Annotated in this window: 16 protein-coding genes; 10 read left to right on the top strand and 6 right to left on the bottom strand. The window is 73.7% G+C overall.

The genetic code is table 11. The features are described from left to right. The first annotated feature begins 569 nt into the window (after window positions 1–569). Entirely contained in the window at window positions 570–3,584 is a 3,015-nt protein-coding gene (locus EMA17_RS48920; protein WP_160161853.1) for an NACHT domain-containing protein, read from the top strand. A gap of 17 nt (window positions 3,585–3,601) precedes the next feature. On the opposite strand, the gene EMA17_RS48915 is transcribed toward EMA17_RS48920, so the two are convergent. Next, window positions 3,602–3,937 (bottom strand): glyoxalase superfamily protein, encoded by a 336-nt coding sequence (locus EMA17_RS48915; RefSeq protein ID WP_126643665.1) that lies wholly within the window; start codon window positions 3,935–3,937, stop codon window positions 3,602–3,604. Window positions 3,938–4,086: 149 nt separating this feature from the next. Here EMA17_RS48915 and EMA17_RS48910 point away from each other — a divergent pair, with 149 nt between their 5' ends. Further along, window positions 4,087–5,466 carry an NADP-dependent succinic semialdehyde dehydrogenase gene (locus EMA17_RS48910; RefSeq protein ID WP_126643664.1) on the top strand — a complete coding sequence of 460 codons (1,380 nt, stop codon included), beginning with the start codon at window positions 4,087–4,089 and terminating at the stop codon, window positions 5,464–5,466. Window positions 5,467–5,480: 14 nt separating this feature from the next. Here the strand turns inward: EMA17_RS48910 and EMA17_RS48905 are convergent, their stop codons facing one another. From EMA17_RS48905 to EMA17_RS48900, 3 genes are all read right to left on the bottom strand, one after another. Then, on the bottom strand, window positions 5,481–6,362 hold the full coding sequence (locus tag EMA17_RS48905) for an acyl-CoA thioesterase (protein WP_126643663.1): 882 nt from the start codon (window positions 6,360–6,362) through the stop codon (window positions 5,481–5,483). A gap of 28 nt (window positions 6,363–6,390) precedes the next feature. After that, window positions 6,391–6,528, bottom strand: coding sequence for a hypothetical protein (locus EMA17_RS52415; RefSeq protein WP_160161852.1), 138 nt, complete (start codon window positions 6,526–6,528; stop codon window positions 6,391–6,393). Window positions 6,529–6,793: 265 nt separating this feature from the next. Beyond that, window positions 6,794–7,336, bottom strand: coding sequence for an arsenate reductase/protein-tyrosine-phosphatase family protein (locus tag EMA17_RS48900; RefSeq protein ID WP_160161851.1), 543 nt, complete (start codon window positions 7,334–7,336; stop codon window positions 6,794–6,796). 148 nt (window positions 7,337–7,484) lie between these two features. Between EMA17_RS48900 and EMA17_RS48895 the strand changes: the two genes are divergently transcribed. The 7 genes from EMA17_RS48895 to EMA17_RS48860 all read left to right on the top strand — a co-directional run bounded on the left by EMA17_RS48895 (window position 7,485) and on the right by EMA17_RS48860 (window position 16,656). Beyond that, window positions 7,485–8,783 (top strand): DUF5685 family protein, encoded by a 1,299-nt coding sequence (locus EMA17_RS48895; RefSeq protein ID WP_126643661.1) that lies wholly within the window; start codon window positions 7,485–7,487, stop codon window positions 8,781–8,783. Between the two features lie 285 nt (window positions 8,784–9,068). Beyond that, complete coding sequence (locus tag EMA17_RS48890; RefSeq protein WP_126643660.1) at window positions 9,069–9,878, top strand: glycosyltransferase family 2 protein; 810 nt, start codon at window positions 9,069–9,071, stop codon at window positions 9,876–9,878. Beyond that, on the top strand, window positions 9,875–11,353 hold the full coding sequence (locus EMA17_RS48885; protein ID WP_126643659.1) for a glycosyltransferase family 2 protein: 1,479 nt from the start codon (window positions 9,875–9,877) through the stop codon (window positions 11,351–11,353). Before EMA17_RS48890 ends, EMA17_RS48885 begins: the two co-directional genes overlap by 4 nt. Beyond that, window positions 11,350–12,732, top strand: a complete 1,383-nt coding sequence (locus EMA17_RS52410) for a lipopolysaccharide biosynthesis protein (RefSeq protein ID WP_160161850.1) — start codon at window positions 11,350–11,352, stop codon at window positions 12,730–12,732. Before EMA17_RS48885 ends, EMA17_RS52410 begins: the two co-directional genes overlap by 4 nt. Next, a complete protein-coding gene (locus EMA17_RS53650; RefSeq protein ID WP_218043272.1) occupies window positions 12,729–15,479 on the top strand; it encodes a glycosyltransferase family 2 protein in 2,751 nt (916 codons plus the stop codon). Before EMA17_RS52410 ends, EMA17_RS53650 begins: the two co-directional genes overlap by 4 nt. Then, window positions 15,476–15,820, top strand: coding sequence for a hypothetical protein (locus EMA17_RS48865; protein WP_126643657.1), 345 nt, complete (start codon window positions 15,476–15,478; stop codon window positions 15,818–15,820). The genes EMA17_RS53650 and EMA17_RS48865 overlap by 4 nt, the downstream gene beginning before the upstream one ends. Beyond that, entirely contained in the window at window positions 15,817–16,656 is an 840-nt protein-coding gene (locus EMA17_RS48860) for a polysaccharide deacetylase family protein (RefSeq protein WP_126643656.1), read from the top strand. Before EMA17_RS48865 ends, EMA17_RS48860 begins: the two co-directional genes overlap by 4 nt. Before the next feature lie 34 nt (window positions 16,657–16,690). Here EMA17_RS48860 and EMA17_RS48855 read toward each other — a convergent pair whose 3' ends face one another. Continuing rightward, complete coding sequence (locus EMA17_RS48855; protein ID WP_246127388.1) at window positions 16,691–17,506, bottom strand: glycoside hydrolase family 16 protein; 816 nt, start codon at window positions 17,504–17,506, stop codon at window positions 16,691–16,693. Between the two features lie 18 nt (window positions 17,507–17,524). After that, window positions 17,525–18,733, bottom strand: a complete 1,209-nt coding sequence (locus EMA17_RS48850) for a carboxylate--amine ligase (RefSeq protein ID WP_126643654.1) — start codon at window positions 18,731–18,733, stop codon at window positions 17,525–17,527. A gap of 94 nt (window positions 18,734–18,827) precedes the next feature. Here EMA17_RS48850 and EMA17_RS48845 point away from each other — a divergent pair, with 94 nt between their 5' ends. Continuing rightward, window positions 18,828–20,006: an FAD-dependent oxidoreductase gene (locus tag EMA17_RS48845; RefSeq protein WP_126643653.1), complete on the top strand. Its 1,179-nt coding sequence runs from the start codon at window positions 18,828–18,830 to the stop codon at window positions 20,004–20,006. The last annotated feature ends 67 nt before the right edge of the window (window positions 20,007–20,073 follow it).

Genomic DNA, 20,073 nt, shown 5'->3' with positions numbered 1-20,073 from the left:
CCTCGCGAGCCGGCGCGGAGCGCCCAATAAGAAGCAACGCTGCGAACACGACTCTGGTTGCCTGTCTTGCCGGCGTTGCGACTCTGGTTGCCTGTCTCGCTGGTGTTGCGACTCTGGTTGCCTGTCTCGCTGGCGTTGCGACTCCGGTTGCCTGTCTCGCCGGTGTCGCGACTTCGGTTGCCTGTCTCGCCGGTGTCGCGACTCCGCCTCCCCGTCTCGCCGGCGTTGCGACTCCGCCTCCCCGTCTCGCCGGCGTTGCGACTCCGCCTCCCCGTCTCGCCCGCGCCGCGACCCCGCCTCCCCCTCTCGCCCGCGCCGCGACCCCGCCCCCCGCCCGCGCCACATCCACCCCCCGCCCCAGCCACCCGCCAAGGCGACGCGCGGATCGGTGCCGAGACGTTCCAACCCCCCCGACGGGCAGCCCGTCGACTGCCCGTCGCGTCCTCGGTCGAGTCGACGACCGAGGGTGAGGGCCTGGTCCTCCGGGTCAGGCGACCCGAGCGTTGGGCGCTCATACTGGGTGTCACGGCTTGGGTGCACGGTCGATGTGGGGATCGGGGCGGAGCGCGGTGGATCCGGTGCAGGGGCGGTTGTTGGCGACGGCGATCGGGGGTGCGTTGCGGCGGTTGACGGCGCCGCCGCCGGGGGCGCGGCTCGTGGATGCGCCCGTGCGGATGGGTGGGCGGGTGGCGCGGCGGCGGGAGCGGCGCGAGGTGCGTACGGCCGACGTGGATCGGCTGACCCGCACGCTGACCCTGCGACTGGCCGACGTCGAGCCGGACTTCGCCCGCCTGGCGCCGGTCGAGGGCGAGCGCATCGTCGCGGCCGTGGTGCGTACCCTCGGCGGCGCGGTGACCATGGACGACGTCCAGGCCGCGGGCCTGGATCCGGCCGCGCTGCGGGTCCGGATGGAGGTCCGTGCCGAGGCGTCGGCGGAGTGCGCGGCGCCGCTGTACGGCGTGTTGCTCGACGAGTGTTGCCTGCAGATCGTCGACTTCTTCACCAAGCAGCCTGAGTTCCTGGCCCGGACCATGGTCGAACAGGCGTCGGGACAGGCGGAGTTGTTACGCAGAGTTCCGGAAACCGAAGCGGTGGACGAGGAGTTCGCCCGACACTACCGCGCCGGCCTGCGGGCGAAGTTGGACCGGGCCAGGCTGTTCGGGGTCACCGAACTCGACCCGGAGGACAGCACATACGAGTTGACCACGGCCTACGTGAGCCTCGTGGTGCGGACCCGTCGCGACCCGAGGCCGCTGCGGCGGTGGGACGACGAGGCGGCGCAGGCGGACACCACGCGCAGCCTCCTCGAAGACGCCCTCGCCCGCCGCGACCGGATGGTCCTCGAAGGCCCCGCCGGATCCGGCAAGAGCACCCTGCTGCGCCGGCTCGCGGTGCACGTGGCCTCGGGCGATCTGCCGGACCGGCTGGCGTCCTGGGCCGGGCGGGTGCCGTTCCTGTTGAAGCTGCGGGCGATGGTGGTGGACGACCGGCTGGTGCTGCCGGATGTCGCCGACTTCGTCACCGCGTCCGGGTCGACGCTGGGCGGCGAGCAGCCGCCGGGGTGGGCGGCCCGTCGGCTGCGCGCGGGGCGGGCCGTGGTCTTCGTCGACGGCCTGGACGAACTGCCCGAGGAGCACCGGGCGGACGCCCTCGACTGGGTGGAACAGCTGTGTGTGGACTATCCGGACGCGGCCTACCTGCTCACCTCCCGGCCCCGGGTGTTGTCCGAGCGGCGGCATCGACGATTCCGGCAGGCGGGCTTCGTCGCCGGTGAACTCCAGCCCATGTCGAGCGCGCAGGTCGAACTGTTCGTCGACCGCTGGCACCGCGCCCAGCCCGGGGACCCGGACGATCTCGCGGCCTGCGCCGAGCAGTTGAAACGCACCCTGGACAGCCGCCGGGACCTGGCCCGACTCGGCACGAACCCGTTGCTGTGCGCACTGATGTGCGCCCTGCATCGACACGCCGACCAGGCCCTGCCCGAGGGCCGGACCGAGTTGTACCGCTCGGCGATGGCGATGCTGCTCGGCGGCCGGGAACGAGCGCGGCGCATCTCCACGAGCCGGGTGCGGCTCCAGCCGACACAGATGGAGAAGATCCTCGCGGCGTTGGCGATGTGGATGACGCTCAACGGCCGCCGGTCGATCCCGGATCGGGTCGCGGTGTCGTGCGTGACCGACGCGCTGACCCGCTTCCGACAGACGACCGAACCGCCCTACACCGCTCGGGAGGTACTGGACAGCCTGATCGACCGCAGCGGCCTGCTCCAGGAACCGGAGTCGGGCGTCCTCGAGTTCCGCCACGCGAGCTTCCAGGACTACCTGGCGGCACTGGAGATCGTCCGGGCGGAGCATCTCGACCATCTGATCAACCACGCACACGACCCGCTCTACCACGACGTGTTGATCATGGCGGTCGCCCGCACCCAGGACGACCCGTCGCGACAGCGGGAGCTGCTGGCCGGGTTGATCGCACGAGCGGAGGCGGACGAGGAGCATCGGGCACGGTTGTGGCTGCTGGGCGTCGCGTGTGTGTCGGGGGCGGGCATGGTGGACCCGGAGTCCGCGGCCCGGTTCCGGGAGGAGACGGCCAAGCTCCTGCCGCCGCGGGACGCGAGCGCGGCGGAGGACTTGGCCGGCGCAGGGGAGTTCGTGCTCGATCTCCTCGCGGACCTGACCCGGACGCAGCGCGTCCCGGACGAGATCGCGACGCATATCGTGGGGGTGGCGCGCCGGATCGGAGGCGAGGCGACGATCCCGCTGCTGCGTCGCCTGTGTGACCGGGATTCGATCCGGATCCGCCTGCAACTGTTGGGAATGTGGGAGACCCTGACGGATCGGGAGCGCTACTACGAAACGGTCCTGACCCACGTCAGGCTCGACGACTGTCGTGTGCCGATCCCGGATCCGGCGTCTCTCGGACTGCTCGCGGGGCGCCGGGACGTACGGAGCATCAACCTCTCGGCCGAACTGTCGGGGATTCCCTCGTCGGCGCTCGCCGCGCTCCCGCGGCTTCACGCGCTCGGAGTCGCCGACACCTCGATCAAGGACCTCGGCCCGCTGGCCGAGCTGCCGCAGGTGACCTCGTTGACACTCGGACCCGCACAGCGCGCGGAGCGGGCGCTGTTGGCCGCTCTGCCGTGGGTCACCGCCTTGCACTTCAACGGTGATCTCCAGGTGGAGAGTGTGCGTGTCCTGCCCGAGACGCCGAACCTGAGCCACCTCTATCTGCACGACACGGGCGTTCGAGATCTGTCGGGCCTGACGAAGTACCCGAACCTGACCCTGCTGGGCATGATCTCCACCCCGGCCGGCGACCTGAGCGCGCTACGCCATTCACCCGCGCTCGAAAGGTTGCTCATCGACGGATCCCGGGTGACGGACCTCTCCCCGTTGGTCGACCTGCCACGTCTGTCCCACGTGGGCATCGCCGCGTGCACGGTGACCGACCTGAGCCCCCTGGCCGACCTCCCGGCCCTGAGGTGGCTGCGGATCGACAAGAGACAGCGCGATCGCCTCGGTGCGCTCGCCGAACGGGTCACCGAAGGCCGACTCGAACTGGACGTGAGCGCGGACTTCGACTGACCTCCTCGGGGCCGGCCCTACCCCTCCGTCGGCGTCGCCACCCGCAGCCGGTTCCCGTCCGGGTCCCGCAGATGCACCTCCCGAGCCCAAGGCTGCTCCTCCACCACCACGCCGAACTCGCGGGCCACCTCGTCCACGTCGACGACCCACACATACACCAGCGTGTCCGGGCTCGCGTCGCCCGCGTGTTCGCTGAGGAACAGCTTCGCCTCACCCCTCGCCACCTCGACGAAGGCCGGAAAATGCGGCTCGAAACGGTGCTCCCACTGTTTGACGAAGCCCAGACGGGCATACCAGCCCACGGATTCGGCGGCATCGACCACACGCAGGATCGGAATGGCTCGTTCCCTCATCCCCCCACCCTGCCGGCCCACCCCGACACCCGACCGGAACCTCGGCGAGTGCCGTGTCATCCGGGAGCCAGAGGGTAACGGCTCGGCGGAGGTGCCGGGCGGCCGGCTCGGTGCCCGTCGCACTCACGATCCGCATCCGTGGAGGACCCATGGCCATCGCGTCCGTCAATCCTGCTACCGGTGAGGTGGTCGAGGAGTTCGTCGAGATGGGGGAGGCCGAGATCGAGGCTCGGATCGGGCGGGCCGATGCGGTGTTTCGGGGGCATCGGGGGGACTCGTACGACTCCCGGGCCCGGTTCATGCGGCGGGTCGCGGAGCTTTTGGATGCCGAGCGGGACGAGGTTGCGGCGGTGATGACCGGCGAGATGGGCAAGACGCTTGTCGCCGCTCGGGCCGAGGTGGCCAAGTGTGCTCGGCTGTGTCGGTTCTATGCCGAGCGGGCGGCGGGGTTTCTCGCGGACGAGCCGGCCGACGCCGAGGCCGTGGGGGCGCGGCGGGCCTATCTGCGGTATGAGCCGCTCGGGCCGGTGCTGGCCGTGATGCCGTGGAACTTTCCGCTGTGGCAGGCCATGCGCTTCGCCGCGCCCGCGTTGATGGCGGGCAACACCGGGCTGCTCAAGCACGCGTCGAACGTGCCGCGCACGGCGCTGTACATGGGGGAGCTGTTCACCCGAGCCGGCTTTCCCGAGGGTGCGTTCCAGACGTTGTTGATCGGGTCGAAGTCGGTCGAGCGGGTGTTGTCCGACCCGCGCGTGGTGGCCGCGACGCTCACCGGCAGCGAGGGGGCCGGGCGGTCGATCGCGGCGATCGCCGGGCGCGAGTTGAAGAAGACCGTGCTCGAACTGGGTGGCTCCGACCCGTTCCTGGTGTTGCCCTCCGCCGATGTCGAGGCCGCCGCGCGGACCGCGACCACGGCCCGGACCCAGAACAACGGGCAGAGCTGCATCGCGGCCAAGCGGTTCATCGTGCACGCCGACGTGTACGACGCGTTCGCCGAGGCGTTCACCGCGAACATGGCCGCACTCCGCGTCGGCGACCCCACCGCCGAGGACACCGACGTCGGCCCGCTCGCCCAGGAGCAGGGGCTGCGCGACGTCACCGAGCAGGTCGAGGACGCCCGGGCCAAGGGCGCCCGGATCCGGTGCGGCGGCGAGCGCCCAGCGGGCCCCGGCTGGTACTACCCGCCGACCGTGGTCGCCGACCTGACCCCGGACATGCGGATGTACACCGAGGAGGTGTTCGGGCCGGTCGCCGGGCTGTACCGGGTCGCCGACCTCGACGAGGCGATCGATCTCGCCAACGCCACCGCGTTCGGCCTCGGAGCCAACGCCTGGACCACCGACGAGGACGAACAGGCCCGCTGCATCGCCGAATTGGCCGCCGGGGCGGTGTTCGTGAACGGCATGGTCACGTCCCACCCCGAACTGCCCTTCGGCGGGATCAAGTCCAGCGGCTACGGCCGCGAACTCGCCGCGCTCGGCATCCGCGAGTTCTGCAACGCCAAGACGGTCTGGGTGGGCGGCGGCTGAGCGGCGCGCCGGCGCTACCGCTGCCGGATCACCGCCTCCTGCACCACCGAGGCCACCAGCACGCCGTCGTGGTTGTAGAACTCGCCCATCGCCAGTCCGCGTGCGTCCTGCGCGGACGGGGACGCCTGGGCGAACAGCAGCCACTCGTCGGCCCGGAACGGGCGCAGGAACCACACCGCGTGGTCGAGCGAGGCCATCTGGAGCGTCGCCGGGTTGGTGATGTACGGCTTCGCGGCGGTGCCGGCCAGGGTCAGGTCGGACATGTAGGTCAGCCCGCACACGTGCAGCAGCGGGTCGTCGGGCAGCTGCTTGGCGGCGCGCATCCACACCCGCTGGTGCGGGATGCCGTCGACCATGTGGGTGCCCGGCGAGCGGTCCTCCGGGACGAAGCGCAGGTCCATCAGGAGCCGGGTCTGCGACTCCTCGTAGTGCGCGCGCTCCTCGGCGGACAACTTCTCGTACGGGTCCGGCAGGTCCTCCGGCAGCGGTACGTCGGGCATCGCGCGGCGGTGTCCCGGGGTGTCCTCGGCCACCTTGAAGGACGCCGACAGGGTGAAGATCGCCGCGCCGTGCTGTACGCCGGTCACGCGCCGGGTCGCGAAGGAGCGCCCGTCGCGGACCCGGTCGACCTGGTACACGATCGGCGCCGTGGTGCTGCCGGGGCGCAGGAAGTAGCTGTGCAGCGAGTGCACGTGCCGCTCCGGGACCACGGTGCGGCCCGCCGCGACCAGGGCCTGCGCGGCGACCTGGCCGCCGAAGGCGCGCAGCGGGGCGCCCGCGTGGCACCAACCGCGGAAGATGTTCTCCTCGATCTGCTCCAGCCGCAGCAGGTCGAGGAAGGTCTCGGCCCGGCCCGGGCCCTCGTCGGCAAGATCGTGTTCGCTCACCCTGCCCATGATGGACTACGGCCGCTCGGCCCGTCGCTCAGCCCGTCGCACGCGGGAACGCCCGCACGATCGGTCCGGCCGGCCGCCCGCCGGTCACCCCGCCCTCGACCCCGACCGCCACCACGATGTCGCCGCGGCAGGCGACCGTCCAGCCGTTGTCCGGGCCGGCCGCCACCGACCTCCGCGGTGCCGGTCTCGGCGCCCACGTCGCCGCCCGGGCCGCCGAGCGAGGCGTGCGCGGTGCCCCTCGTCGCCGCCGATGCCGAAGCAGTCGTGCGCCATGGTGGACGGGTCCGCGCCGGTGAGCTTGTCGGACGGGCCGGCGATGGTGGTGGCGCAGGACCGGGCGAAGGCCGGCTCGAAGCCGGCTTCCGGGAACGCGCGGCCCTCGCAGTCTTCGAATGAACGGGCCGGTCGGCGGCCTGTGGGAGGCCCCGGATTCACGTCGTCAGCAGCGTCGCCAGCCGGGTCGTGAGGTCGTCGGCCCGCGCCCCCATCGTCCGGAACGACTCGATCGGCTCACCCATCGGATCGTCGAGTTCGTCGGCGGGGCGAGCCAATCGGCTCGCCGGTCGCCGCGCGTCCACCCCGGCCACCCAGTCGGCGAGCGGCAGTGCGTCCCGCGGGCCGAACGCCTCGCCCAGGCGCACCAGTTCACCGAGCAGGAAGGTGCGCGGCAGGGCGTCGGCGGCGAGCGCGTCGATCGCCCAGTGGTGCTCGCGGGACATGCCGATCACCAGGTCGGCGGCGCGCAGCAGGTCGGCGGTGAGCTTGCGGCTGCGGTGCGCGGGCGGGTCGATGCCGTACTCGATCAGCACCAGGGCGCTGTTGTCCGCCATCGGCCGGGCGTTCCAGTCGATGGTGCCCGCCGAGGACACCTCGCTCGGCAGCGCGGACCCGGCCAACCGGCCGCGCAGCATGGCCTCGACGACGGGGGAGCGGCAGATGTTCCCACTACATACGACCAGCACCGAAGCAGTCACGCTGCGGATCCTAGAACGCCGCACCCGCGATCCTCGGGCCGCCCCCCCCGTACGGATCCCGGGTCGGATCCGTACGGGGATGACGGGTGATCAGTAGGCTGACCGCGCTGAGGGGGCCAGGAATCGGCGCAGTGAATGGGGCGAGGGCTTGTTCGGGATCATCCGGCCGTGCCGGCATCGACTGTCGGAGAAGTTGCAGAGCGAGTGGATGGCGCACCTGTGCGGCATGTGTCTGGCGCTGCGGGACGACCACGGGCAGGCGGCGCGCGTCGCGACCAACTACGACGGGTTGATCATCTCGGTCCTGGTCGAGGCGCAGTCCGCCCGACCGACCGCGGACGGGCGGCGCAAGGCCGGTCCCTGTCCGCTGCGCGCGATGCGCCGGGCCGAGGTGGCGATGGGCGAGGGCGCGCGGCTCGCGGGCGCGGTGTCCCTGGTGCTCGCGTCGGCGAAGATGCGGGACCACATCGACGACGGCGACGGGGTGTACCGACGGCGCGCGGTCGCGGGTGGTGCGCGCCGGGTCGCCGAGCGCTGGGCCCGGCAGGGTGCGGGCACCGCGCTCGACGTGGGCTTCGACACGGCCGTGATGGTCGAGGCGGTGGATCGGCAGGTCGAGGTCGAGGCGCTGGCCGGGCCGGGCGTTTCGGTGCTGGTGGTGACCGAGCCGACCGAGACGGCCACCGGCGCGGCGTTCGCGCACACCGCGGTGCTGGCCGAACGGCCGGACAACGCCGAGTCGTTGGCCGAGGCGGGACGGTTGTTCGGCCGGCTCGCGCACCTGCTCGACGCGGTCGAGGACATCCACGCCGACCGGGCGGCCGGCGCGTGGAACCCGCTGTTGGCCACCGGGACCGGGCCGGACGAGGCGTACCGGCTGTGCCGCGACGCGGCGACCGGGATGCGACTGGCCCTGGCCGAGGTCGAGTTCGTCACGGGCGCGCTCGCCCACCGGCTGCTCGTGCACGAGGTCGACGAGGCGATAGACCGGTCGTTCCGGCACGCGGGCTTCCCCGTCGAGAACCCCTCCTGCTCGGTCGGCGGCAAACACGGCGGCGGCTGCGCCAAGCACGGCGAGCGGGCCGAACCCCGGCTTGCCGCGCGCCCCGAGGGGTCCTGGCCGAATCAGCCGCCGAACCAGACGCCCACCCAGCCGCCGCCCGGCAGCCCGTACGACCCGAACAGCCCGTGGGGTCCGCCCGGCGGCCCCACCCCGCCCCCGCCGCCGCCCGGCGGGCACAACGTGTTCGTCGCCTGCGCGATCTGGGCCGGGTTGTGCTGTACCTGCCAGTGGTGTTGCCGGGAGACCTTCGAGGATCCGTGCACCGGCCAACAGCGGCAGGGGTGTTGCCACAAGTGCGACTGCGGGGACTGCTGCGACGGATGCGACTGCTGCGGCAACTGCTGTGAATGCGGCGAATGTTGCTCGTGCGACTGCGGTTGCTGAGCACGCCCGAACGCACGCGGGCGCTCCCGCCGAGCGCGCCGTATCCGACAAGATGTCGGAAAGCCGAGAAAATCCCCGAACTGGCATTCGACGGGAAAAACACCCAACCGTAACGTCTTGGTAAAGCATCTTCGGTCCGATTGACCCTGCTTTCGCCGCCCAACCACGATCAGCGATGACCGGGTGTCGTGCGATCGACACCCGGCGTCACCGATCTCGGGCCGGTTCCGCCGGCCCGATGCCGTGTGCTCTCCGGGGCACGCGGCAGACGGGAGGGGGCCGTTCATGCACGACACGACGCACGCGACGCACGCGAAACGCCCATTGCCCCGGATTGACGAACCGCCCGCCGGCGCACCGGTACGAGCGGGGCAGGCACCGGCCGAATCGGTGGCCCGGGACCGGGTCACCCTGGTCGTGCCGGCCCGCAACGAGGCCCGCAATCTGCCCTGGGTGCTCCAACAGATACCCGACGGCGTCGACGAAGTCCTGCTGATCGACGGGGACTCCACCGACGCCACCTCGCTGATCACCCGCCGCTACCTGCCGGCCGCCCGGGTCATCCCGCAATCCGGCGCCGGCAAGGGCAGCGCCCTGCGCACCGGATTCCGGCACGCCACCGGCGACATCATCGTCACCATCGACGCCGACGGCAGCATGTCGCCGCACGAGATCCCGCACTACGTGCACTTCCTGGGCAACGGCTACGACTTCGTCAAGGGCTCCCGGTTCGTCGGCGGCGGCGGATCGCTGGACCTGACCGCGGTCCGCAGCCTCGGCAACCACGTGCTGATGGCCCTGGTCAGCCGGCTGTACGGATATCGGCTCACCGACCTGTGCTACGGGTTCTGCGCGTTCCGCCGATGCTTCCTGGAACACCTGGACCTGCGCTCGACCGGCTTCGAGATCGAGGCCGAGATGATCGTCCGGGCCCTGCGCGCCGGACTGCGGATCGCCGAGGTACCCAGTCTCGAACTGCCGCGCCGGAGCGGCCGATCCAACCTCAACGCGCTCCGCGACGGACACCGGGTGCTGCGCACCGTCCTGCGCGAGCACGCCGGCGCCCGCCCGAAGCGAGCGGGGGAGGACGCTTGACGCCCCGCCGAGATCCCGAACCCGACCCGAGGCCGCTGATCCCCAGGCAGCGCCCGGCCGAACCCGCCGCCCCGCCGCCCGGCCCGCACCCACCGGCCACGCCCACCCCGATCGCCATCCCGCGCCCGGCCGCGCCGACCGCCGCCACGCCGACCGCCGCCACGCCCGCGGACGAACGGCCCGCGTCACCCGCCGAGTCGGCCGCGCCCGCCGCCGCCCCACCCGGCCCGCCCCCCGACCTCGTGCACGTCCGGGTCCTCGACCTCGTCGCCGACGCCGGGCCGAGGTTGAGCACCCCCGACGGCACCCCGGCCGACTGCCCCGCCGGCGCCGTGCTCGCCCTGGTCCGGCACGCAGGCACCCCCGTCGGCCTGCTCGACCTCGAACTGCGCGCACCCGGCCCGGAACCGCTGATCGCCTGCGCGACGGCCCGCTTCGGCACCCCCGCCGCGCCCGACCACGCCCCCGGGCCGCCCGGGCCGCCCGCCCCGCGCGGCACGCCCCGGGTCAGCGTGATCGTGGCCACCCGCGAGCGGCCCGAACTGCTCGCCGCGTGCCTGCGCACCCTGCTGTGGCAGACCTACCCCGACATCGAACTGATCGTGGTGGACAACGCCCCCACCACCAACCGCACCGCGAGCGTGGTCCGCGGTGGTTGCGCCGGCCTCGTGCGCTACGTGCGCGAGCCGCGCCCCGGACTGGCCCTCGCGCACAACCGGGGCATCGCGGTGGCCACCGGCGAGTTGCTCGCGTTCACCGACGACGACGTCCTGGCCGACCCCGGCTGGGTCGCGGCCCTGGTCGCCGGCTTCGCCCGCGCGGGCTGGCCCGCGTGCGTCACCGGCCTGATCCTGCCCGCCGAACTGCGCACCCCCGCGCAACTGATGCTCCATCACCACGCGGGCTTGGCCAAGGGTTTCGAGCCGATCCTGTACGACCCCCGGACGCCGCCCGCCGACCCGCTGTTCCCGTTCACCGCCGGCCGCTTCGGCTCGGGCGCCAACATGGCCTTCCGAGCCGACGTACTGCGCGCCATGGGCGGCTTCGACCCGGCCACCGGCGTCGGTACCCCGGCGCGCGGCGGCGACGACCTGCTCGCCTTCTTCCGCACCATCGTGCGCGGACACCGGATCGGCTACGAACCCGGCGCGCTGATCTGGCACCGACACCGGGCCGACCGGGCCGCGGTGGCCGCCCAGGTGCGCGGCTACGGCACCGGCCTGGGCGCCTACCTGACCGCCGCCGTGCTGCGCGAGCCGCGCACCCTCGGCGCGCTCGCCAGACGCGCCCCCGACGGAATCCGGTACGCGCTCGCCCGGACCCGCGCTCCCGGGCGGCCCGACATCCCCTGGCCCGCCCGACTGGCCACGCCGGCGCGCCGCGCGCTGGCCGCCGGTCCGCTCGCGTACCTGCGCTCGCGGGTGCGGATGCACGGCGTGCGCGCGCCCTGGGAGCAGGCGGAGTCCGGCCGGTGATCCAGGCCGGGCCGCGCCGGTCGGCCCGACCCCGGGTGGACCCGCTGCTGCGCAACGGGCATGTGCTGACCGCGGGTTCGCTGGTGACCTCGGCGTTCGGCGCGGGCTACTGGGCGCTCGCCACCCGCTGGTACGGGGACGCGACGGTGGGGCGCACCTACGCGGCGGTGTCCGCGATGATGCTGCTCTCCGGGCTCGGCCAACTCGGCCTGGCCAACGTGCTCGTGCGCTTCCTGCCACAGCCGGGCGCGGATCGGCGCGGGCTGATCCGCACCGCGTACACCGCCGCGTTCGGCGCGACCCTGGTGGCCGTCCTCGGCTTCCTCGCGCTGATCCCGCTGTGCGCGCCCGGCCTGGGCTTCCTGCGCGAACCGGCGGCCGGCTGCTGCTTCGTGGCCACCACGGTGGCCTACGCGCTGTTCGCGCTCCAGGACGGCGCGCTCACCGGCCTGCGGCGACCCGGCCTGGTGGTGGGCAAGAACAGCGGTTTCGCGGTCGCCAAGCTGGTCCTGGTCGCCGCGTTGGCCGCGGTCTCGCCCACGCTCGGCATCCTGATGTCCTGGACGCTGGCCCTGGTGTCGACCCTGCTGGTCGTCGAGACCCGGCTGTTCGCGCGACTGCCGCCCGCCCGCGGGCCCGCGCGGGCGGCGGGCATCGCCCCCGACCCCGACCCACGCGTCCCCCCGGGGCCGGCCGAGGGCGACGGTCCGCGCCGGCCGGCCCGGCCCCGAACCCCCCACCCCGGGCCGCGATTTCGGCCCGGCCCCGGGCTCGTGCGGTACGCCGGCGCGGACTACCTCGGCACGCTGTGCTGGCTGGCCGCGACCACCGTGCCGCCGATCATCGTGCTGGAGCGGGTCGGCGCCCGGGAGAGCGCCTACTTCTCGCTGGCCTGGGTGGTGGCGAACACCCTCTACCTGGTCGGGCTCAACATGGGGGCGTCGCTGCTCGTCGAGGCCGCGGGCGGCACCGCCGGGCTCGCCGCCGGATGCCGGCGGGTGTTGCGCCACACCGGAGCGCTGCTCCTGCTCGCGATCGGCCCCCTCGTCCTGGGCGCGCCGCTGGTGCTGCGCGTGTTCGGCCCCGGCTACGCCCGCGACGGCGCCGCGCTGTTGCGACTCCTCGCCCTGTCCGCGCTGCCGCACCTGGTGGTCGCGACCGCGATCAACGCCTGCCGGGTGTTGCGCCGGATGCGCGTCGTGGTCGCCATCCAGGCCGGCCTCGCGGCGACCGTACTGACCCTGACCGTCGCCCTGTTGCCCGTTTTCGGCCTGATCGGCGCCGGCATCGCCTGGCTCGGCGCCCAGACCGCGACCGCGCTCGCGCTGCTCGCGGCCCGCCGGATCTGGCTCCCCACCGTTTCCGGGAGGCCCGCATGACGGAGACCCCACCGCGCACCAGGCGCCTGGCCTGGGTGGCCATCCGCGCCGAGCGGGCCGCCGCCGCGCGCGCCCTCGTCCGCGCCCGCGGCGCCGGCCCCGCCGTCGCGCGCACCCCGCCCCGCCCCACCCTGACCGTGGTGGTCTGCGCCTACACCATGGACCGCTGGGACGACCTCACCGCCGCGCTCGGCTCGCTCCGGGCCCAGGACGAACCGCCCGCCGAGGTCATCCTGGTCGCCGATCACTGCCACGAACTCGCCGCCCGGGCGCGCGCCGTGTTCCCCGACGTCACCGTGCTGCGCAACCGCGGCCGACGCGGCCTCTCCGGCGCCCGCAACACCGGCGTCGAGGGCGCGCGGGGCGACATCGTGGCCTTCCTCGACGACGACGCCGTCGCCGAACCCGACTGGACCATGCGCCTGCTCGACGGCTACGCCGACCCGAACGTGCTCGGCGTCGGCGGCCGGATCCGGCCGAACTGGGACACCGACCGCCCGACCTGGTTCCCCGCCGAATTCGACTGGGTGGTCGGCTGCACCTACCGGGGCATGCCCGAACAGGCCGCGCCGGTACGGAACCTGATCGGCGCCAACATGTCCTTCCGGCGCGGCGTGCTGCTCGACGTCGGCGGCTTCCGCACCGACCTGGGCCGCGTCGGCACCCGCCCGCTCGGCGGCGAGGAGACCGAGCTGTGCCTGCGCGCCGCGGCCCGACACCGAGGGGGCGTGCTCGGGTACGAACCGGCCGCCGTGGTCCGCCACCGCGTGCCCGCCGCGCGCACCACCTGGCGCTACTTCCGGGCCCGCTGCTGGGCCGAGGGCCTGTCCAAGGCGGCGGTCGGCAGGCACGCCGGCACCGACCGCGCGCTCGCCTCCGAACGCTCCTACCTGGCCTCGACCATCCCGCGCGCCCTGGTGCGCCCGTTCGCCCCGGAGCCGCGCCCGCCCACGGCCACCATCCCCGCGCTGGTCCTGGGCGTGCTCACCACCGCGCTCGGCTACGCCGCGGGTCGGGCGCGCGGTCTGGGCCGGGACCCGCTGCCCACCCCCGCCGCGCTCGGGTTCCGCGCGTTCGGCCTGCTCGCCCTGCCGGTCGCCGTGGTGCTGTGGATCCTGGCGATGCGGATGCCGGTCGCGGTGGACCGGATGGGCGGACTCGGGCTGCTCGACGTGCTGCCCGCCCTGTACTGGTGCGCGTTGGCCGTGCTCACCCTCGGCTTCGCGGTGAGCCTGCTCGACCGCACCGCCCGGTCCCGGCGCCACGCGCTGTACACCGGCGCCCTGGTGACCATGCTGCACGCCACGCCGGCGGTGCTCTACGAGCATCTGCGCTACGCGTGGGCCTGGAAACACGTCGAGGTGGTGGACCAGTTCCTGCGCACCGGCCGAACCCTTCCGGACGCGGGCGAATTGGCGCCCTACCACCAGTGGCCCGGGTTCTTCTCCGCCGCGGCCACGGCCGTTCGGGCGTCCGGCGCGCCCGACGCGCTGACCATGGCGACCTGGTCGCCGCTCGCCTTCGACCTGCTGCTGATCGGCCCCCTGGTCCTGCTCTACCGCACGCTCACCCGCGACCGGCGGATCGTCTGGGCGGCGGTGTGGATCTACTTCGCCACCGCCTGGGTCGGCCAGGACTACTTCGCCCCGCAGACCTTCGCGTTCGTCCTGTACGTGACCATCCTGGCGCTGGTCCTGGATCGCGACCGGCGCCCGCTCGCCACCGTCGGACTGTGCGCGCCGCTGGTGCTCGCCGTGGTGACGGCGCATCAGCTCACTCCGCCGATGCTCGTCGTCGCGCTGGGCGCACTGGCCTGCTCGCGCGTCCATCGGCCGGTCGCCCTCCCGCTTCTGGGACTGACCGCGGTGGCCGTGCTCGGCTGGGACCTGACCGTGGCCCGACCCTTCCTGTTCGAGCAGATCGGCTCCTCCTGGGCCCAGTTCGGCGACTTCGAGTCGAACGCCCATGCCGGCATGGTCAATCTGGGCAGCGCCGAACCGGGCCAGGTGCTGGTCGCCCGGGTGGACCGGGCGCTGACCGCGGGCGTCGCGCTGCTCACCGCCGTCGCGCCGATCCGCTGTCCGCGCCTGCGCCGCTCGCCCGCCATACCGCTGGTGCTGGCACCGCTGCCGCTGCTCGCGGCCGGTGCGTACGGCGGCGAGATCATCTTCCGGGTCTATCTGTTCGCGCTGCCCGCCGCCGCGTTCCTGATCGCCGGATGGCTCGCACCACTGTTCGGCGACCGGGGCCGCCCGCGCCCGCGCGCGGTGTTGCTGCCGGTGCTGTTCGCGCTGCTGCTCACCGGATTCGTGTTCGGCTACTACGGCAAGGAGCGCCAGAACCACTTCGACGACGGCGAGATCGCCGCCCGGCAGTGGCTGGCCCGGGTGTCCGCGCCCGGCGATCTGATCGTGGCGGCGAGCAACAACTTCCCCGGCGCCTACGCCGACTACGAACAACAGCGACATCGCTGGTTCGCGATGGAGACGCCCGCGCTGCGCGAGGCGGTGGTGCGCGATCCGGTGGCCGGGCTGAGCGCGCTGGCCGACGAGTATCCGGGCGACACGGCCTACCTGTTCCTGACCGCCGGCCAGCGGGCCGAGTGCGAGCAGACCGGACTGCTGCCGGCGGGCACCCTCGGCCGCATCGACCACGCGCTGTCCATCGCGCCCCGATTCACCCTGCTGCTGCGCGACCGGGACGCGGTGATCTACCGGATCGACCCGCGGCCGGGGCCCGTACGATGACCGGTCCGATCCGGGCCGTCTGGCCCGCCGCCGCCGGGTGGTCGGCGTTCGGTGCGCTCGAACTGCCCGCCGAACACCCGCTGCGGGCCCTCGTCGTGGTCGCCTTCCTGGCCGTCGGACCCGGCTACGCGCTCGCCGGCGAGGGCGCGAGCGTCCTGACCACGGCGGTGACCTCGGTGGCCGGCAGCGCGGCGTCGTGCGCGCTGACCGCCGAGGCATACCTGCTCGCGGGCGCCTTCTCCGCCCCGCGCGTGGTCGGCACCCTCGCCGGTCTGACCACCATCGCGGTGCTGATCCGCACCGTCGTGCGTGCGCGCACCTCCCGAGAGGAGCTTCGATGAGATCCGAGGCCGCGGTACCGGTCCTGCTCTACCACGCGGTACGGGACGACCCGCCGCCGTGGATCGCGCCGTTCACCGTCACCCCGGCCGAGTTCGGCCGACACCTGGACCGGGTGTCGGCGAGCGGCCGGGTCCCGATCGGCCTGGACCGGTTCACCGAGGCCCTGCACGGGGGTCGCGACCTGCCCCGGGAGAGCGTGCTGATCACCTTCGACGACGGCTACGCCGACTTCGCCCGGTACGCGCTGCCGCAACTGGTCGAGCGCGACCTGCCCGTGACGCTCTACGTCACCACCGACGCGCTGTGGCCCACGCCGAGCCCGGTACTGCCGCCGGCCGCCATGCTCACCTGGCGCGAACTGCGCCGGATCGCCGACACGCCGGGCCTGACCATCGGCGCGCACGGCTGCACGCACCGCGAACTCGACACCCTCCCGCTCGCGTCGATGCACCGCGAGATCGCCTGCTCGCGGCAGCGCCTGGAGGCCGAACTGGAGCGCCCGGTCACCTCGTTCGCCTACCCGTTCGGCTACAACGACGCCGCCGTGCGGGCCGCGGTGCGGCACGCGGGCTTTCGTACCGCGATGGCGGTGCGCGACGCGCACAGCTCGCGCGAGGACGATCCGTGGCGGATCTCCCGGCTGATGGTGCGCGCGGACACCGGCCTCGACCGCCTGGACGCCTGGCTGGCCGGTGTCGGCTCCCGGGTCGCCCCGTTTCGGGACGGGCTGCCCACGCTCGGCTGGCGGGCCTGGCGCCGGATCCGGGCCCGCCGGCGCGGCCGGCCCGCTCCCTGGCACGAGCACTCCGACGCGGTGGCCGGCCGGGCCGGTTGAGGTGATCGTCCGACCGAGGCCGGCGCGCGCGGGTTCAGCGCTCCCAGACCCGCACCGCCCGGATCCGCATCTCCGCGCCGGTCACCGTGTCGGGGACCGGCTCCGGGTAGCCCATCGCGAGGGTGAACAGCACCTCCATCGGCTCGTGCGGGACACGCGCCCGGTCGGTCACGGCGAACACCTGCTCGCCGTCGATCGACCAGGTCACCCGATCCGGCCGCCAGTCGAGGGTGAACCGGTGGAACGTGCCGGACCAGTCGCGCTCGCGGGAGGTGCGCGTCTCCTCGTCGGGACGGCCGTCGGGCCCGGTCCAGTGCACCGTGGCCCGGGCCAGGCCGTCCGGGCCGATCAGTTCGACCACGTCCAGTTCGGGAGGGGTGCGCTTGGCGGCCGGCATCAACCAAAAGGCCGGAAACGAGAACGGCTCGCGAGGCAGCCGCAGTTCGGCCTCGACCCGGCCGTAGGTGAAGGTGAACCTCGGTCGGCCCGACCAATTCGGCCGCCCGGTGGACAACATGCCCGAGACCCACGGGTAGGCCACGCCGTCCGAGCCGGTGGTGGGCCGGCGCGCGGCGGTCAGGATCGCCTGCCCGTCCCGCACCCGGACCTGCTCGGGCAGGTACCACTGCTGCTCGTGGTTGCCCGCGTTGGTACAGCCGGCCACGTTCCAGTCGTAGCACGTCACCCAGCGCTCGGCGGCGAGCGCCGACCCGGTGAAGTCGTCGGCGAACAGCAGCCGGGGCCCGGCCGGCGGCGCGGACTCGCACCCGGCGAGCAGCAGCACCGGCACCACGACCGGCAACACCACGGCGAGCCGTCGGCGGACCCGCGTCGCTCGACCCGTTCTCATCGAAGCCACCCACTCTCCTCAGTGCCGCCGCCGGCGCACGGCCAGGGCGAGCACGCGCACCGCCGTGACCACCGCCGGCAGCGGATCGTCCAGAGCCAGCCAGGCCGCCTCCACCCCGCCGTGCCCCGGCGCGCGGCCGGGTGGCCGGGCCACGCCGCAGCGCCCCCGGTAGGCCACGAACGCGGCCGGATCCAGATGCTCGGCGACATAGCGCCGACCCTCGCGCTGACCACCCGAGGGGATCGGCCGTCCCGTCAGGTCCAGATGCAGCGCACGCACCACGTCGAGGCCCCCCGCGGTCTCGAACATGCGGAACTGGGCGCCCACCCGGGGGTTGAAGTCGACCAGCTTGTAGCGCCCGTCGCGCAGGTCCAGCCGCCAGTCCAGATCGGCCGGACCCCGGTAGCCGAGCGCCCGACACAACCGGGCCGAACGGCGGGCGAGACCCGGGTTGGCCAGCGCCCGGGCGTACGTGGTCACCCCCGCGTGCGGCGGCCAGGAGCGGAGCTTGAGGCCGGTGAACACCGGTGCGCACCGACCGTCCGGCGCGGCGTACAGGTGCACGATCCAGTCCTGCGCGGCCTCGCGCGGCACATACGCCTGCAACAACACCGCGCGCGGCTCGCCGACCAGCGCGAGCAGCGCGCGCCGGTCGCGGACCAGCGTGGTGCCCGGCACCACCGGCGCCCGCAGTCGGTCCCACGGCGCGAGGTTCTTGACCACCACCGGATAGCCCAACTCGGCGGCGAACGCCGTCAGTTGTTCACGGTCGGCGGGGAAGCGGGTGTCCGGCGCGGGCACCCCGTGGGCCAGGCAGCGCCGGTAGAGCCCGCGCTTGCCCGCCAACCCGGCGGGCAGACCGGGGTCGACCTTGGGCAGCAGGAAACACTCCGCGAGGCGGTCCCGGGCGCCGGCGGCCAGCAGCGCCGCCTCGTCGTCGGTGGGTATCAGGACCGCGCGGGCGGGCAGTCGGCGGCCGATCCCGAGCAGTCGCTCCACCAGCGCCCGAGGGTCCTCCAGGCCGGTGGTGGGCCACACGTGCCGCCGACTCAGGTGCCGGGACACGGCGGTGGGGGTGTACGCGTCCTCGACCACCGCGTGCACCGGCACGCCCGCGCGCCCGAGCGAGCGCACCGCGCCGACCGAGCCCTGGTGCAGCGGATAGCGGCCGACCTTGAACAGCAGCGCGGGCACCGAACGATCCAGCTCGACTCCTCGGACAACCATTTCGTCGCCTCCCCGTCCGGACCTTTCTAGCAGCGCGAACCGACGTTTCACCGGATAAGCCAACAATCCACTCGAATATCCGAAGGGCACCGCCATGACCGTGGCCATCGTCGGAGCCGGCCCCTACGGCCTCTCGCTCGCCGCCCACCTGCGCCAACTCGGAGTGACCGCCCGGGTGTTCGGCGAACCGCTGGAGGGTTGGCGGCGGCACATGCCGATCGGCATGCTGCTGAAATCCAGGCCGGCCGCCTCCTCGATCGCCGCGCCCGGGCCCGGATTCACCCTGGCCTGCTTCCAACGCGCCCGCGGCGAGCGCCCGCTGACGGGCGATCAGCCGGTGCCCCTGGAACTGTTCGTGGCCTACGGGCGGTGGTTCGCCGACCACCTGGTCCCGGACGTGGAGCGCGAGCGGGTCACCGGCATCGAGCCCGCCGGCCCCGGCTTCGTACTCGCCCGGGACGGCGGGCCGGACCTGGCGGTCGACGCGGTGGTGCTGGCCACCGGCCTGGCCGCACATCGCTACGTGCCGGCCGTGCTCGAACACCTCGGCGACGACCTGGTATCGCACCCCGCCCAGCGCCCCGACCTGGCCGAACTCGGCGCGGATCGGGACATCGTGGTGATCGGCTCCGGCCAATCGGCCCTGGAGAGCGCCGCGTTGCTGCACGAGGGCGGCGCCGCACGGGTACGGGTGTTCGGCCGGGCCGAGCGCATCCGGTTCGCCGCCCCGCCCCGGGCCCGGCGGTTCACCCCGGATTCGCCGCTGGGATCCGGCTGGACGATCGCCGCCGCCGCGCGGGGCCCGGCCGCGTTCCGGCTGCTGCCCGCCCGCGTCCGGGTCGACCTGGCCCGGCGCATCCTCGGCCCGTCCGCCGCGTGGTGGTTGCGTGACCGGCTGGACGGGCGGGTCCCGGTCCGGGACGCGCAGACCGTCACCCGGGCCCGGCGCGAGCCCGACGGGCGGGTGCGGATGTGGCTGCGGGACCGGTCCGGCCACCAGCGCGAGGTACACGCCGACCACGTGCTCGCCGCGACCGGCTACCGGGTCGACCTGGCCGCCCTCGGCTTCCTGCCGCCGTCGCTGCGGCGCCGGATCGCCACGGTGGGCGGACTGCCCGCGCTCGACGCCTCGTTCGAGACGAGCGTGCCCGGCCTGTACGTCACCGGCCCGCCCGCCGCCGCCACCTTCGGCCCGGCGATGCGCTTCGTCCACGGCGGCGACTTCGCCTCCCGCCGACTCGCGGCAGTACTGGCCGCCCGCTTCCAGGACTGACCGCCACCGGACCCCGTGGCGCGTCAGCGCCCCCGACCCGGTCCCATCCTGGAGATCGACGCGCGAA

Source organism: Embleya hyalina, assembly GCF_003967355.1.
Classification (GTDB): domain Bacteria; phylum Actinomycetota; class Actinomycetes; order Streptomycetales; family Streptomycetaceae; genus Embleya; species Embleya hyalina.
This window is presented reverse-complemented; position numbering and strand designations above follow the sequence as displayed.

Excerpts from the sequence above, each read along its gene's own strand:
- EMA17_RS48865 (WP_126643657.1), top strand. The coding sequence starts at position 15,476 with ATGACCGGTCCGATCCGGGCCGTCTGGCCCGCCGCCGCCGGGTGGTCG.
- EMA17_RS48855 (WP_246127388.1), bottom strand. The coding sequence starts at position 17,506 with ATGAGAACGGGTCGAGCGACGCGGGTCCGCCGACGGCTCGCCGTGGTG.
- EMA17_RS48850 (WP_126643654.1), bottom strand. The coding sequence starts at position 18,733 with ATGGTTGTCCGAGGAGTCGAGCTGGATCGTTCGGTGCCCGCGCTGCTG.
- EMA17_RS53650 (WP_218043272.1), top strand. The coding sequence starts at position 12,729 with ATGACGGAGACCCCACCGCGCACCAGGCGCCTGGCCTGGGTGGCCATC.
- EMA17_RS48915 (WP_126643665.1), bottom strand. The coding sequence starts at position 3,937 with ATGAGGGAACGAGCCATTCCGATCCTGCGTGTGGTCGATGCCGCCGAA.
- EMA17_RS48890 (WP_126643660.1), top strand. The coding sequence starts at position 9,069 with ATGCACGACACGACGCACGCGACGCACGCGAAACGCCCATTGCCCCGG.
- EMA17_RS48910 (WP_126643664.1), top strand. The coding sequence starts at position 4,087 with ATGGCCATCGCGTCCGTCAATCCTGCTACCGGTGAGGTGGTCGAGGAG.
- EMA17_RS48845 (WP_126643653.1), top strand. The coding sequence starts at position 18,828 with ATGACCGTGGCCATCGTCGGAGCCGGCCCCTACGGCCTCTCGCTCGCC.
- EMA17_RS48905 (WP_126643663.1), bottom strand. The coding sequence starts at position 6,362 with ATGGGCAGGGTGAGCGAACACGATCTTGCCGACGAGGGCCCGGGCCGG.
- EMA17_RS48860 (WP_126643656.1), top strand. The coding sequence starts at position 15,817 with ATGAGATCCGAGGCCGCGGTACCGGTCCTGCTCTACCACGCGGTACGG.